Consider the following 13,533-nt stretch of genomic DNA (forward strand, 5'->3'; position numbering starts at 1 on the left):
CAATTTCATCCATTATAATATCAAAACTGATCCTTCAAGAATTAAGATGAGAGTTATTTTTATGCCTATTTATGAATTACACTGCACATAGTTATTTACCCCCACTCAAAAGAAACAATTCAGATAAGAATAATAAGGCATGAATGTTTTTAACAATTTTATTTTGATTAAATTTTATCATGATAATTTTATTCTTTCATGAACTGCTTTTTATTGTTTGAGTTTTATATTTTTTTGCCATTATATAGTCCATAAGCTGCTTATAAGAAAAATATGGGCCCATCATATTGTTAAGTTAGTCGCGTTTAAAAACATGCTCATAACGTTAACTAATAAGGGTACTATAATGAGAAACATTGATATTATGTTAGCAGTAAAAGCTGAAGATATAATGAAAGACTTTGGCAAACTCAGCAAAGATGTCAATAAACCTGTTTTAATTCACCCAACATTACTTAACAGAAAGTACCTCCGCTTGTTACCTGAAGATGACAGAGTTGTTTGCGTGGATGATGAACTGACTCTCTCTATCAAAGCGAATTTAGGTGACGTAATCCGTCTGAATGTCAGATCGTTAAACCATGAAACAACATACTCTCCGGCTTTAGTCAAAATGGAGCCAATGAATTTACTGAAAGATAATCTTGTTTCAATGGTCAGCCTTCCTTCCGTAGAAAACGTTATGAGGCCTGTTGCTACCGTCGACATGAGAAATACCGTTGACATAGACATCAATACAATAAAAGATTATCACTGGAAGGTTTCAGTTAATGAGCTGCCAAGTATAGACAGAATTAATACAATGTATTACCGGAGTACTATCGCAATCTACAGAGATAAATTACTGATGGGTTATATTGCGGTAGAAACCGGGCTTATTCTGGAAAATGATGTCGTACTATAAACCTTAGCAAAAAGATTTTTAAATTGATTTATTCCCATTAATTTATGCCCAATGGATTTCAAAATCCAACGTGGTGGCAAAGAACGAATTTGCCCAACCCACAAAGCGGCAATTTGAAAGACGACGGGAATTAGAAATTAAAGGTCACGCAATGCGTGGCCTTTTTTTCACGGCAGGAATATCAATACCATAATTTGCCAATTTCCCCATATGGCAATACATTGCACAAGCTGCATCAATCAGAGACATCGCAATAGCGGCTCCACTGCCTTCACCGAGGCGTAAATCTAAATGCAGATAAGGTTTCAGATCCAAATGTTGCAATGCCAGTACCGCCCCTTTTTCTGCCGATAAATGAGAAGGGATACAATAATCCCGCACAAGAGGCGATAATTGACAAGCCGCCAACGCGGATGAATAAGACAAAAAACCATCAAGCACCACGGGAACACCCGCAGCGGATGCACCGAGAATAACGCCTGTCATACCCACTAAATCAAATCCCCCCACTTTCGCCAATACATCAAGAGCATTTCTGCGATCCGGCTGATTGATTGCGATGGCTTGCCGTACAATAGATTGCTTATGCCTTAATCGTTCAGGAGGGAAATTTGCACCAAGCCCGACCACATCGCGGGGATCACTCCCCGTCAAAACACTGATGACCGCCGCTGCCGGAGTCGTATTGGCGATACCCAACTCCCCGACACCAAACACAGAAATTCCTGCGGCAATACGTCGCTGTACTAATCGCGCACTCTCCAACAATAATATTTCAGCATGCCCATAATCCATTGCTGCCCCTTGAGCTATATTGCCACTACCTCGTGCAAGCTTGAGAGACAGTAAATTTTCGATGGGTTCACAATCAATGCCAATATCCACGGGAAAAACACGGGTTCTGCTATTCTTTGCCAATACACAAACCCCTGTTACCCCTTTCAACATATTGCGTGCTTGTATCGCTGTTACATTTTTGGGAGAAATTGCCACTCCTTCGTCATAAACACCGTGATCTGCACACATTACAATGATCTCTTTTTGCAAATCTTGCAGGCTGTTTATACCCGACATGCCAGCCAACTGTATCGCCAGTGTTTCAAGCCGCCCTAAACTATCCACTGGCTTGAGCAAGCTATCAATATGCTGTGCGGCCTGCGCCATTTTTACCTTGTCCAAAGGTTGAATGGCATCAATCAGCGATTGTAATGTCATATTTATTTTTCCGGCCAATACCGTTCCTGTGCATTGAATGTACGTAACGTATTAAAGCCATTGTGGTTATCGACAATACTGTAAGTGCCTTGCCGGAACGGAAAAGACCACATAGAAGAAACCGGGAGATTGAGTAATTTAGTCAGGAGCAGACCCAAAACCCCTTGATGGGCAACAATTAAGTGATTTCTCAAGCCTGAAGCAAAATGTAACCGGTCCATATACTCTTCCACCCGCTCTGCAAATTGCCGGAATGGCTCTCCTTCAGTAGGGCAGCCATTCTGCCAGTCTTCCAGCCAGTGTGCCCAAGCCTGCGGCTCTTTTTGCGCAATTTCTTCGTAATGACTCAATTCCCACGCGCCAAAATCCAATTCATTGAGACGGTAATCACTATATATTTTGGGTAGAGAAAGTATGCTTGATGGCGAAATGATTTGCGCTGTTTGGCACGCCCGCGTCATTTCACTACAGTGAATGGACTGGAAAGTGATATTTTTCAATGCAGCAGCAACCTGCTGCGCCTGATATATTCCTTCTAGAGTCAGAGGTACATCACTTTTGCCACAAAAAACGCCATCAATATTGGCTGTTGTTTGCCCATGCCGAACAAGAAAAATCCGCATCTGATCACCTTCTCCACCATCATTGGGTTTATTGCCAAATCATCGCCAGCAAAAAGATGACCTCCCCGACTTCGATTGCAGCTCCCAATGTATCACCTGTTTGCCCACCAAGATGGTAATTGAAATAGAGACTGAGCCCATAAACCACAAGCAGTGTTACCATCATTGCCGTTAAACCCTGCCAATCACCCAATATCATCACCAAGACTGAACCGCCCAATAAGGTCAATACCGTAGCAGGCAAGGTAATTTTGCCGATATAACAGCTTCCCATCCCTTTGTTTTCGCGGGCATCACGCTGTGCATACATCAATAATACAACGGCGGTACGCCCAACAATCGGAGCACATGTCAGTAAAGCAAGAAAGTACAGCGGAGGATGGTAAGAAAGTTCAGCTACTGCCAGTACTTTGAAATAGATACAGAAAATTAACCCAAGGCCACCATATGTTCCCATGCGGCTATCACGCATGATCTCCAACATTTTTTCCCGTTGGCGAGCTGAAAAAATACCATCACAAGTATCCGCCAACCCGTCTAAATGCAACCCTCCCGTCAGCAGGGCCAGAGCCAGTGCATAACCAATCGCACCGATATACATTCCTCCGCCAGACTGACTGATTGCCAGAGAGATTAAGCTGGCCCCACCACCGACAATCAATCCAATCACCGGAAAATAGGGAATACCACGCCAATATTGACGAAAACTAATACCATTCGCCCATTTTTCAGGAACAGGAAGTCGTGTCATAAATTGCAATGTGGCCCAAAAAAGATTCATTTTCATTTAATCCTGACTCCAATGCCTGAAACCATCATCCAGACATCTTCAGCTGCTTGTGCCAGTTTCTGGTTGACACGCCCAGCAATATCAACGAAATGGCGTGCCAATCGATTCACAGGCGTAATGCCCATTCCTACTTCATTAGTCACCAGGTATACCGGCGCCGGACACATCAGGCAGGCATTGATCAAGTCATCAAGCTGATGATGGATTAATACTTCCAATGGCGCAAAATCAATTTCATCAAATGACTTTCCCTCTGATAAGTCAAACAGTAAATTGGCAACCAATGTCGTTATACATTCAAGTATGACACCTTCCTGATATTGGCGATGCTGGCGAATAACCGCCCCTAAATCCCGGTGACCTTCCCAAGTCCGCCAATGTGCCGGGCGCTCCCGCTTGTGTCGTTCAACACGGGCAGACATTTCATCATCTGTAATCTGTGCCGTGGCAATATACAGCACTTGCTCGCACTGTTCAGAAATCAATCGTTCAGCATAGGCGCTTTTTCCACTGCGTGCACCACCGGTTATTAAAATCATGACGAGACTCCACCACATTCCCTGCTTTTTTCTCTTAACAATTTGTGCTCACTCATTAATTGATAAATCCTTCCGACATCTAAATTTTCACGCATACTGTCGGCCAATATATTGAATTGTTTTTCTTTATGTTGAACGTAATTAAAAGTGATATTTTTCAGGGGAGGATTGCCCTTATGCATATGAAGCTGGTTCAATAACGAACGAGCAAAAAGATCCTGATCAAACAAACCGTGCAAGTAACTTCCCATCACAGAGCCATCCTGTGAGACAGCCCCATCAAACCAGATTTTTTCTTCACCATTGCGCAGATGCATTTTGGCAAATGGTGTTGCCAGTGCGCCCAACTGAGTCAGCCCCATATGTATCTCATACCCCGCGATAGGCTGCTCGCTGCATAGATGCAACACACCTGATAATGCGGGCATAACGATGCCCCTGACCTGAGCGGTTTGTTTTTTATTGAAGAATTGCGTTTCGATATCCAATAGCCCCAATCCCGTCATTTGCGTCAGACCGGATTCCACTGTATCCACGATCTGTTTTCCCAACATTTGGTAACCGCCACAAATTCCAATAATCGGGATCGCTTTCTGATGGGCGCGGATAATGGCCTGATCAATCCCTTGGATCTTTAACCACGCCAAATCACTTAATGTATTTTTGCTGCCGGGCAGAATAATCAAGTCAGCTTCCTGAAGCCCCGAAGGTTCAGAAATATAGCGCAGACACACATCCTGCTGAGCAGCCAGCGCCTTGAAATCGGTGAAATTAGAGATATGGGGGTATTGGATGACAGCAATATTGAGGTGATTTCCTGTTTTTTGTATCGGCCCGGGCTGCCCATACTTGCCAACTTGCAGAGCAACACTGTCTTCATCTTCTAAATCCAGATCCAACCACGGCAAAACGCCTAAAACAGGAACTTGTGTCAGCGCTTCTATCTGATCAATGCCTGACTTCAACAGCGACAGATCCCCCCGAAACTTGTTGATAATAACGCCCTTGATCCGTGCTCTCTCTTCAGGCGCCAGTAGCGCCAGTGTTCCGTAAATAGAGGCAAATACGCCCCCCCTATCAATATCCGCAACCAGAATCACGGGCGCATCCACCAGCTCCGCCATTCCCATGTTAACGATATCACGGTCACGCAAATTAATTTCCGCCGGACTGCCCGCCCCTTCCAACACCATAATATCCGTTCCTGCGGCAAGGCCATTATAAGCATCCAAGATCTGCCTGAGCAATTGAGGCTTATATTCGTGGTATTCCACTGCATTCATGCTGCACATCACTTCACCCATGAAAATCACTTGTGCCTTGCAATCACTGGTCGGTTTCAGCAATACGGGATTCATGCGTACATCCGGAGCAATTCCTGCCGCTTCAGCCTGAACTATTTGTGCTCTCCCCATCTCCTTGCCATCCGCAGTAATACCGGAATTAAGCGCCATATTTTGTGATTTAAAAGGTGAACAACGATAGCCATCCTGCAAAAACAGACGGCAGAATCCTGCAACCAATACGCTTTTTCCTACATCTGATGCCGTTCCCTGAATCATCAATGATAATGTCATCTTATTTCCTCCCTTATCCTATGCAGGGTTATTTTATAAAACCCGTTCTTGAAATCCCCACAACAGGCTGTTCGGTTATCAATTTGAGGATAACATGGTGGCAATCAAGCCAATGCCTAAAAAAAACACTGGATTCAATAACCATTTCAAGTGAAAATTATCATAATTCGATAATAAATGAAGTTATTTTCAGATATTTTAGAATAAACTCAAAAAATGAAAAAAAGAACCAAATCAACAACATTTAATTCAGGACCAGTGAATACGTTGTTGAGGATAACTTATTGTGATTATACTGGATTTTAATATCACACATTGCCCCACACAATAGTTATTTCATGCCATATTACATGAAGAGAATGAATATTTACGACAATCATCTTATTAAGGATAAAAAATAATATTTATTATTACTGAAATAAACATTTCCATCCAAAGCAACTTGTTTTTTAATTTGATGAAAATAGTGCGTTATTTCGGTAGCGTTATTTCAATAGAAATGTACGTTATGTTTTTTGATAAATCAGTAAAAACAAATTTTCTGCGTATTCTTCAGAGCCGCGGATTCATTACTATACCCAATGGATTTCAAGTTGCATCGAGGCAGCAAGGGAATGACAAATTCGTCGGGAACGAATTTGAACAGCCAAAGGTCGAGAGGCAGGAGCCTCTCATCATCCCCAGGCGCATAGATAACCGTGTGCTTATAAAAACGGTGACCAGGGTGAGTGAACGCAGCCAACAAAGAGGCAACTTAAAAGACGAAGGGGATATACTCTGGCCTTTCCCCCTCAACAGTAAAATCACTTTTTCCTAGCCACCTCCCTACATTTTCTTTATGCTGAATAACATAACTTAAACAATTAATTAGTACCTATGAAAGATATAAACCTCGAACCAGCAACTATCGAAAATTTTATGTCCCTGGACATCCGCGTTGGTAAAATTATTAAAGCGGAGAAAAACGAAAAAGCCATCAAACCTGCGTATAAACTGTACATTGATTTTGGCGGTGATATTGGCGAAAAACAGAGTTCTGCCCAAATATGCCAAAATTACACAGAAGCACAGTTGATCGGTAAACAAATACTGGCAATCATTAATTTCCCACCAAGACGCGTAGCCGGGTTTAAATCTGAAGTTTTAGTCTTGGCTGCTGTCTGTAACGAGCAGGGAACCGTTTTGATCCAGCCTGAAAGAAGTGTAGACTTAGGCACACGGATGCTGTAAGCCGGTAAACTCAGGAATACTATGAGAGCACAAAAAAGATGTATGGGCCATGTTGCAATTGTTGTGGATGATTACGATAAAGCCATCGATTATTACACCAATAAATTAGGATTCACATTAATCGAAGACACTCCCCAGCCAGGAAAAAGATGGGTTGTCGTCTCACCAAATCCTGAAAGTGATTGTAACTTACTACTTGCAAGGGCATCTAACGAAAGGCAGGAGTCCTTTATTGGTAATCAGTGTGGCGGAAGAGTATTTCTATTCCTGCAAACGGATGACTTTTGGCGTGATTATCACAAAATGAAAGACAATGGTGTTCATTTTTGTGAAGAACCCCGTCAGGAAGAATATGGCACCGTGGTTGTTTTCGAAGATATTTATGGTAACCGCTGGGATTTATACCAAAATTCAGTAAAGTAATATGACCTCAATAAATTTGAAAATAAGAAAACTGCCGTGATAACTCGATAGTCCATTAAAAAAATAAGAATCAATGCCAACTTGATTCTTATTTTTTTGTTAGTTGTGATTTAATTAATACTCTTCATCAGAGTTATTCGTTGTTGTTCAAGGGTACTGGCCTTACTGCAAACCTCATCTTTCAACAGTTTCAGCTCTTGCTCCTGTTTTTTCCATTCGGCATCAAAATTCTTCTGCATTCCTCCCAATCCCCCCAGAAGAGACATCAACATCTGCTTGCCGTCACTATTTTGATCACTGTTTTTGCGGCTCATTTCGTTGATGCTATCCTGCAAGATACCGCCAAGGCTCTGTTCAATCAGTTTTTGGCCTTCAGATTCAGCTTGCCTGACAGCCTGAGAATTAAATACAAAACCGTTATCACGCGTTTCAATCACTTTATTGATTTGCTTATTGAAGTCAGATTCCAACTGGGTTAAACGGTTACGTACATTACTTTCTTTACCCATAGTCTCGATAACGATTTTATCTAACGATTGGCGGGCTTTTGCTAAATGACTCAATGTTTCTTTCTTAATCCATGGCAAATCCTGACGGATCGATTCTTGATATTGTTGAGCTTTACGACGTTGTTCGGCACTTAATGATAAGGCCTTGCTACCACGAGTTATTGTTCCATCAGGCAATATTTTCAGGTTTCCACTTGCTCCAACAATTTGAACAGATTTGGGCGTAATGATAATGTCATCATTTAAGCTCACCTGACATTCAGAACCCGCTTGTGCCTGAGCAGTCATTGCCTGAAATACAAATATTGATGCCGCAATCGTCATTCTACGTAACATACGTTCTCCCGGTTTTTCTGTTTGATAACTCCCAGCAACACAAACAAAGTTAAAAAATAGAGCGCCCGATCCGTCCGGCCAATTTTTCCAATGCTGCACACCCCACTAATGAGTTACCTGATTTATCCAATTCAGGTGACCATACTGCAACAGTAAATTCCCCCGGGACAACACAGATAATTCCACCGCCTACACCTGATTTCCCCGGCATACCAATTCTGAATGCAAATTCTCCTGAACCATCGTACATTCCACAGGTCAGCATCAGGGCATTAATCTGCCTTGTTTGTCGAAGACTCAAAATCTGGCGGCCGGATGTCAACATACGCCCTTGATTAGCCAAATAAATAAAGCATTGGGCCAATTCAACACAATTCATCTTCAAGGCGCAGTATTGGAAATAAGTTTGCAGAACCGTGATAACATCATTCTCAAAATTACCAAATGATTTCATCAAATAAGCGATTGCTGCATTACGACTGGAATGCTCCATTTCTGAACGGGCCACAACTTCATCATAACAGATCCCTTTTTGCCCAGTAAGATCACGGACAAATTCCAGCATTCTATGTTTAGGCGCACTCAGGCGTGATTGCAGCATGTCACTGATAACCAATGCACCTGCATTAATAAAAGGGTTTCTGGGTATCCCCTTTTCTAATTCCAGCTGAACCAAAGAATTAAAAGGCAGCCCAGATGGCTCAGTACCCACACGCTGCCAAATATCATTTTCTTGATAACGCGTCATTGCCAGTGTCAGGCTCAACACTTTGGAAATGGACTGTATAGAGAAGCGTTTTTCTGCATCCCCAGCTTGGAAAACTTGCCCATCAACTGTACAAATCGCCATTCCCAGATTATTTACCGGAACTTCTGCCAGAGCAGGAATGTAATCTGCCACTTTCCCTTGGCCAATCAAAGGGCGTACTTCATCTAAGATATCTGCCAATAACGAATTAGAGAACCTTACTTTCACCACTTTTTCTCCAGAGAGACAGGGGCTCCAAAGGAGCCCCTGCATACAGCATTAAAACACAAAATTTCTATGCACCAATAAATTAATCCCACCAAACATCAAACAATTCCGATGTGATGACATCTTCCATTCCCCGCCCTTTTAACCAGCTATCTACCAGTTGGCGGTGTTCTTCAGTACATTTGCCAATTTTTTGCAGGCAAACCAGGCCTTCCCACTGCAAATAACCACTAGCATCCAGAGCCAGGCCGTTTGGTTCGATCAACTCTTCAATCAATGTATCTACCGTGCTGTCGATAACATCAATGGAAGTATCGGCAGGGAAGCTCCACTTTACTGAAAAACCTAACTCTTGAAATTCACCAATACGCATTTTTTTGCGTAAACGGCGACTACGATTTTTAGCCATTATTTTACCTTCTCAAACATTAAATCCCATACGCCATGCCCTAACCGATGACCGCGCATTTCGAATTTCGTGACCGGACGTGAATCAGGGCGTGGTACATAATCGCCATTTTCTGATAGGTTACAATAACCTTCTGCTCCACTCATGACTTCCAGCATATGTTCTGCATATGGCTGCCAATCCGTTGCCATATGGAAAACACCGCCGATTTTCAGCTTGCTCCTAATCAACTGAGCAAATTCAGGCTGTACAATGCGGCGTTTATTATGACGCGCTTTATGCCACGGATCAGGGAAGAACAATTGGACCATCTCAAGGCTTTGATCCGGGATCATATTATTCAATACTTCTATTGCATCATGGCACATGACACGCAGGTTTCCGAGATTTTCATCCTCTGCGGAAGCCAGGCACGCCCCTACTCCCGGAGCATGGACTTCAATACCAAAAAAGTTTTTCTCTGGATTCTGGCTTGCCATCGTGACCAACGATGCCCCCATTCCAAAGCCAATTTCCAGTACAACAGGAGCTTCACGACCAAAAATAACCTCCATGTTGGTTATTTCTGCCTGATAATCCACCCCCATTATCGGCCATACATTATCAAGTGCTTGCTGTTGACGACTCGTTAACCGTCCCTGCCGGCGCACAAAACTGCGGACACGGCGCAAAGCCCTGCCATCTTCATTATATTCCGGTGAAATTACGTTATTTATCATGGTACTTTCTATCAGTTTTAAAGGCATTTGCTCAGGCGTCCGGGACTTCATGTACCGCAGGATTGCCCAAAGAGAGCGCAATTATGCAAAGATGGCTGAGTTTATCAAGTTCAATGCCCATAAGCACAACTTTAATGCCAATTTGCGGAATGCATCGAAACAAAGTTCGGGTTTACACCGAGGTTACACTATGTTGCAATTCTGTTCACGAAACAATTATCCAATATAAAGACAATTATCCTAATGATGGAAGCTGAGCAATTTTCACAGGTGGTACTGGAATGGTATCACCGCTATGGTCGCAAGACTCTGCCGTGGCAATTAGAAAAAACGTCCTATCACGTCTGGCTTTCAGAGGTGATGCTGCAACAAACACAAGTAGCCACAGTCATACCTTATTTTCAAAAATTTATTTCACGCTTTCCTGATGTTGCCTCTTTGGCCGCAGCACCACTGGATGAAGTTCTTCATCTATGGACGGGTTTGGGCTATTACGCCCGTGCCCGCAATTTGCATAAGGCCGCACAGCAGATAGTAACGTTACATAAAGGTCAATTTCCAACGACATTTGATGAAGTCGTGGCACTCCCGGGGGTAGGACGTTCCACTGCCGGGGCGATTCTTTCTCTGTCTCAGGGCAAGCATTTCCCTATTCTTGATGGCAATGTAAAACGTGTTCTGGCACGTTGTTACGCTGTTGATGGGTGGCCGGGGAAGAAGGAAGTTGAAAACCAGCTATGGGATATCAGTACTCGCGTCACTCCCGGGCAAGGCGTTGAATATTTTAATCAGGCAATGATGGATTTGGGCGCAATGGTTTGTACCCGCAGCAAACCTAAATGTGAAATCTGTCCACTTAATACCGGTTGTATTTCGTATGCCAATCACAGTTGGGCAAATTATCCGGGTAAAAAACCCAAACAAAGTATTCCTGAAAAAACGGCTTACTTTTTATTGATGCAGCATGGTGATACCGTTTGGCTGGAGCAACGCCCCCTTTCCGGTATTTGGGGTGGATTATTTGCTTTCCCTCAATTTGCAGATCAAGCATCACTGGAACAATGGCTACAACATTCTGGTATTTCTCACAGCAAAATTGAACAAATGACCGCATTTCGCCACACATTCAGCCATTTTCATTTAGATATCGTTCCCATTAGAATAGATATATCATCTTTTGATTCCTGCATGGATGAAAACAAAGGACTTTGGTATAACTTACGCCAGCCAGCAACTATCGGATTGGCAGCTCCCGTTGAGTACCTTTTGCAACAATTGGGTTGATTTACCGACTATTTTGAGGATTGATTATGAGCAGAACTATTTTTTGTACTTTTTTGCAACGAGAAGCCGAAGGCCAAGATTTCCAGTTCTATCCGGGGGAATTGGGCAAACGTATCTTTAATGAAATTTCTAAAGAAGCGTGGCAACAATGGATGAGCAAGCAAACTATGCTGATCAACGAAAAAAAATTAAATACCATGAACCCGGAAGATCGCAAACTGCTTGAGCAAGAGATGATAAAATTCCTCTTTGAAGGACATGACATCCACATCGACGGTTACACACCGCCGGAACAATAAAATACCTCTGCCATTGGCATGATCAGAGCCATTTTACATGGCTCTTAATACTGACGGTCTTTAAATATCCAACGGCACTATAAAATGAAAAAATTGCTGGCTCTTCTCCTTCTCACGCCACTCCTGATTTCTTGTTCTCACAAAAAAGATATTGATTACAACGAACAATATATAAAAGACACCAATGGCTTCGATATTCTGATGGGGCAATTCGCCCATAATATTGAAAATATTTGGGGCTTGCATGAAGTCTTAATTGCCGGTCCAAAAGATTACGTGAAATATACGGATCAATACCAAACCCGCAGCCATATCAATTTTGAAGCGGGGAGCATTACGATTGAAACTATCTCGCCTATTGAACCCACTGAGCACTTACGCAAAGCGATTGTGACAACCTTGCTCATGGGCGATGACCCGGGATCTATTGATCTTTATTCTGACGCCAATGATATTCAGATTAGCAAAGAACCTTTCCTGTATGGTCAAGTTCTGGACAACAATGGTGAACCAATCCGTTGGGAATGGCGAGCCCACCATTTTGCCAATTACCTGATCCAGAATAAATTGCAAAAACGCCAATCAGGTTTGCATGTCATTTGGTCTGCCACTATCCAACTTGTGCCGAATCATCTGGATAAACGCGCTCACAAATACCTGCCTATCGTTCGCAAGGCATCCATAAAATATGGTGTTGATGAGTCCCTGATCCTTGCCATCATGCAAATTGAATCCAGTTTCAATCCTTATGCGGTTAGCCACTCCGATGCCTTGGGGCTGATGCAAGTCATGCAGCATACTGCTGGAAAAGATGTTTTCAAAATGCAAGGAAAATCCGGTCACCCCAGCCGCAACTACCTCTTCGATCCTGAAAATAACATTGATACCGGAGCCGCCTATTTATCTCTATTGCAAAATACTTATTTAGGTGAAATCAAAAACACCACCTCGCGCCGATATGCGGTGATCACTGCCTATAACGGTGGGGCCGGCAGTGTACTGCGTGTCTTCTCCAGCGATAGAAAAAAAGCAGCTCAGGTTATCAACACCATGCAACCGGGTGATGTTTACAACATCCTGATAAGCAAACACCCTTCTGCGGAATCACGCCGTTATTTGATGAAAGTGAATAATGCACAAAAAAGTTATCGCAGATAATTCATGGAAAATGAATTGATAGCAAAGAAATAAAAACCAATGGGGAGGCGATTATCTCCCCATTTTGTTTATATTTATAGCTTGATGAGCATTTTAAGAGCACATGAATAAAATTATGAAGAAAGTGTTTGACGGATTGAGCTGAATACGGTTTAATGCGCCCCGTTAGCCCGGATAGCTCAGTCGGTAGAGCAGGGGATTGAAAATCCCCGTGTCGGTGGTTCGATTCCGCCTCCGGGCACCAATTTTAAAAACTCGCTTGTTGAAGTAATATCACTTAATTAACAGGCAAGTAAAAAATTAGTGCTGTTAAGAAAATGTTAATAAATGTGTATTAATGCGTTGCGTAAGTTAATAGATTAAGAACAGCTACTCTACGAAGTCAGGTGAACACAGTTTGTGCTCACCTTTTTACGTTTAAAGTAATGATTTCAGTAATTGATTCTGATGTCAAGTCAAGTGATGGTAAGACTTGATCTTTGAACAGATTTCCTGGTTTCTTCGTTTTGTGTCTCCCCCCGCCAAATTACCTCATCACTTAA

At 42.7% G+C, this 13,533-nt stretch carries 15 protein-coding genes and 1 tRNA gene; 7 read left to right on the forward strand and 9 right to left on the reverse strand.

The window, feature by feature from the left end:
* Positions 1–346: 346 nt before the first annotated feature.
* The gene (locus tag Xsze_RS19505; protein ID WP_038239310.1) at positions 347–904 is read left to right on the forward strand and encodes an AidA/PixA family protein; all 558 of its coding nucleotides are present in this window, start codon (positions 347–349) and stop codon (positions 902–904) included.
* Positions 905–1,048: 144 nt separating this feature from the next.
* On the opposite strand, the gene cobT is transcribed toward Xsze_RS19505, so the two are convergent.
* The 5 genes from cobT to Xsze_RS19530 are packed head-to-tail and all read right to left on the reverse strand — an operon-like array spanning position 1,049 to position 5,648.
* Entirely contained in the window at positions 1,049–2,119 is a 1,071-nt protein-coding gene (gene cobT, locus Xsze_RS19510) for a nicotinate-nucleotide--dimethylbenzimidazole phosphoribosyltransferase (RefSeq protein WP_038239314.1), read from the reverse strand.
* Between the two features lie 2 nt (positions 2,120–2,121).
* Entirely contained in the window at positions 2,122–2,742 is a 621-nt protein-coding gene (locus Xsze_RS19515) for an adenosylcobalamin/alpha-ribazole phosphatase (protein WP_038239317.1), read from the reverse strand.
* Positions 2,743–2,770: 28 nt separating this feature from the next.
* Positions 2,771–3,529: an adenosylcobinamide-GDP ribazoletransferase gene (cobS, locus tag Xsze_RS19520; RefSeq protein WP_038239320.1), complete on the reverse strand. Its 759-nt coding sequence runs from the start codon at positions 3,527–3,529 to the stop codon at positions 2,771–2,773.
* Positions 3,526–4,071, reverse strand: coding sequence for a bifunctional adenosylcobinamide kinase/adenosylcobinamide-phosphate guanylyltransferase (gene cobU, locus Xsze_RS19525; protein WP_038239322.1), 546 nt, complete (start codon positions 4,069–4,071; stop codon positions 3,526–3,528). The genes cobS and cobU overlap by 4 nt, the downstream gene beginning before the upstream one ends.
* Positions 4,068–5,648, reverse strand: a complete 1,581-nt coding sequence (locus tag Xsze_RS19530) for a cobyric acid synthase (protein WP_038239324.1) — start codon at positions 5,646–5,648, stop codon at positions 4,068–4,070. Before Xsze_RS19530 ends, cobU begins: the two co-directional genes overlap by 4 nt.
* Positions 5,649–6,524: 876 nt before the next feature.
* On the opposite strand from Xsze_RS19530, the gene Xsze_RS19540 reads away from it, so the two are divergent.
* Together Xsze_RS19540 and Xsze_RS19545 are read left to right on the forward strand one after the other, a co-directional pair.
* Complete coding sequence (locus tag Xsze_RS19540; protein ID WP_038239328.1) at positions 6,525–6,878, forward strand: tRNA-binding protein; 354 nt, start codon at positions 6,525–6,527, stop codon at positions 6,876–6,878.
* A gap of 21 nt (positions 6,879–6,899) precedes the next feature.
* Positions 6,900–7,301 (forward strand): VOC family protein, encoded by a 402-nt coding sequence (locus Xsze_RS19545; protein ID WP_038239329.1) that lies wholly within the window; start codon positions 6,900–6,902, stop codon positions 7,299–7,301.
* A 110-nt stretch (positions 7,302–7,411) separates the two neighbouring features.
* Here the strand turns inward: Xsze_RS19545 and Xsze_RS19550 are convergent, their stop codons facing one another.
* From Xsze_RS19550 to trmB, 4 genes are read right to left on the reverse strand one after another with little or no spacing between them, the layout of a single operon-like run.
* On the reverse strand, positions 7,412–8,146 hold the full coding sequence (locus Xsze_RS19550) for a DUF2884 family protein (RefSeq protein WP_038239332.1): 735 nt from the start codon (positions 8,144–8,146) through the stop codon (positions 7,412–7,414).
* Between the two features lie 49 nt (positions 8,147–8,195).
* Positions 8,196–9,167, reverse strand: coding sequence for a glutaminase B (glsB, locus tag Xsze_RS19555; protein WP_038239335.1), 972 nt, complete (start codon positions 9,165–9,167; stop codon positions 8,196–8,198).
* A gap of 37 nt (positions 9,168–9,204) precedes the next feature.
* On the reverse strand, positions 9,205–9,531 hold the full coding sequence (locus Xsze_RS19560) for a YggL family protein (protein ID WP_038239337.1): 327 nt from the start codon (positions 9,529–9,531) through the stop codon (positions 9,205–9,207).
* Positions 9,531–10,250, reverse strand: a complete 720-nt coding sequence (trmB, locus tag Xsze_RS19565; RefSeq protein WP_038239339.1) for a tRNA (guanosine(46)-N7)-methyltransferase TrmB — start codon at positions 10,248–10,250, stop codon at positions 9,531–9,533. Before trmB ends, Xsze_RS19560 begins: the two co-directional genes overlap by 1 nt.
* 243 nt (positions 10,251–10,493) lie before the next feature.
* On the opposite strand from trmB, the gene mutY reads away from it, so the two are divergent.
* The 4 genes from mutY (at position 10,494) to Xsze_RS19585 (ending at position 13,235) form a co-directional block, all read left to right on the forward strand.
* Positions 10,494–11,534 (forward strand): A/G-specific adenine glycosylase, encoded by a 1,041-nt coding sequence (gene mutY, locus Xsze_RS19570; RefSeq protein WP_038239343.1) that lies wholly within the window; start codon positions 10,494–10,496, stop codon positions 11,532–11,534.
* Between the two features lie 26 nt (positions 11,535–11,560).
* Complete coding sequence (locus Xsze_RS19575; protein ID WP_038239350.1) at positions 11,561–11,833, forward strand: oxidative damage protection protein; 273 nt, start codon at positions 11,561–11,563, stop codon at positions 11,831–11,833.
* A gap of 84 nt (positions 11,834–11,917) precedes the next feature.
* Complete coding sequence (gene mltC / locus Xsze_RS19580) at positions 11,918–12,991, forward strand: membrane-bound lytic murein transglycosylase MltC (protein WP_038239351.1); 1,074 nt, start codon at positions 11,918–11,920, stop codon at positions 12,989–12,991.
* A gap of 168 nt (positions 12,992–13,159) precedes the next feature.
* Positions 13,160–13,235 (forward strand) — tRNA-Phe (locus Xsze_RS19585).
* Positions 13,236–13,533 lie beyond the last annotated feature (298 nt).

The organism is Xenorhabdus szentirmaii DSM 16338, assembly GCF_002632585.1.
Classification (GTDB): domain Bacteria; phylum Pseudomonadota; class Gammaproteobacteria; order Enterobacterales; family Enterobacteriaceae; genus Xenorhabdus; species Xenorhabdus szentirmaii.

Bases quoted from the DNA above. Each gene is read 5' to 3' on its own strand.
- mltC (WP_038239351.1), top strand. From the start codon at position 11,918: ATGAAAAAATTGCTGGCTCTTCTCCTTCTCACGCCACTCCTGATTTCT.
- Xsze_RS19515 (WP_038239317.1), bottom strand. From the start codon at position 2,742: ATGCGGATTTTTCTTGTTCGGCATGGGCAAACAACAGCCAATATTGAT.
- glsB (WP_038239335.1), bottom strand. From the start codon at position 9,167: ATGCAGGGGCTCCTTTGGAGCCCCTGTCTCTCTGGAGAAAAAGTGGTG.
- Xsze_RS19540 (WP_038239328.1), top strand. From the start codon at position 6,525: ATGAAAGATATAAACCTCGAACCAGCAACTATCGAAAATTTTATGTCC.
- Xsze_RS19530 (WP_038239324.1), bottom strand. From the start codon at position 5,648: ATGACATTATCATTGATGATTCAGGGAACGGCATCAGATGTAGGAAAA.
- cobU (WP_038239322.1), bottom strand. From the start codon at position 4,071: ATGATTTTAATAACCGGTGGTGCACGCAGTGGAAAAAGCGCCTATGCT.
- Xsze_RS19505 (WP_038239310.1), top strand. From the start codon at position 347: ATGAGAAACATTGATATTATGTTAGCAGTAAAAGCTGAAGATATAATG.
- Xsze_RS19550 (WP_038239332.1), bottom strand. From the start codon at position 8,146: ATGTTACGTAGAATGACGATTGCGGCATCAATATTTGTATTTCAGGCA.
- cobT (WP_038239314.1), bottom strand. From the start codon at position 2,119: ATGACATTACAATCGCTGATTGATGCCATTCAACCTTTGGACAAGGTA.
- Xsze_RS19545 (WP_038239329.1), top strand. From the start codon at position 6,900: ATGAGAGCACAAAAAAGATGTATGGGCCATGTTGCAATTGTTGTGGAT.
- Xsze_RS19575 (WP_038239350.1), top strand. From the start codon at position 11,561: ATGAGCAGAACTATTTTTTGTACTTTTTTGCAACGAGAAGCCGAAGGC.
- trmB (WP_038239339.1), bottom strand. From the start codon at position 10,250: ATGATAAATAACGTAATTTCACCGGAATATAATGAAGATGGCAGGGCT.
- Xsze_RS19560 (WP_038239337.1), bottom strand. From the start codon at position 9,531: ATGGCTAAAAATCGTAGTCGCCGTTTACGCAAAAAAATGCGTATTGGT.
- cobS (WP_038239320.1), bottom strand. From the start codon at position 3,529: ATGAAAATGAATCTTTTTTGGGCCACATTGCAATTTATGACACGACTT.
- mutY (WP_038239343.1), top strand. From the start codon at position 10,494: ATGATGGAAGCTGAGCAATTTTCACAGGTGGTACTGGAATGGTATCAC.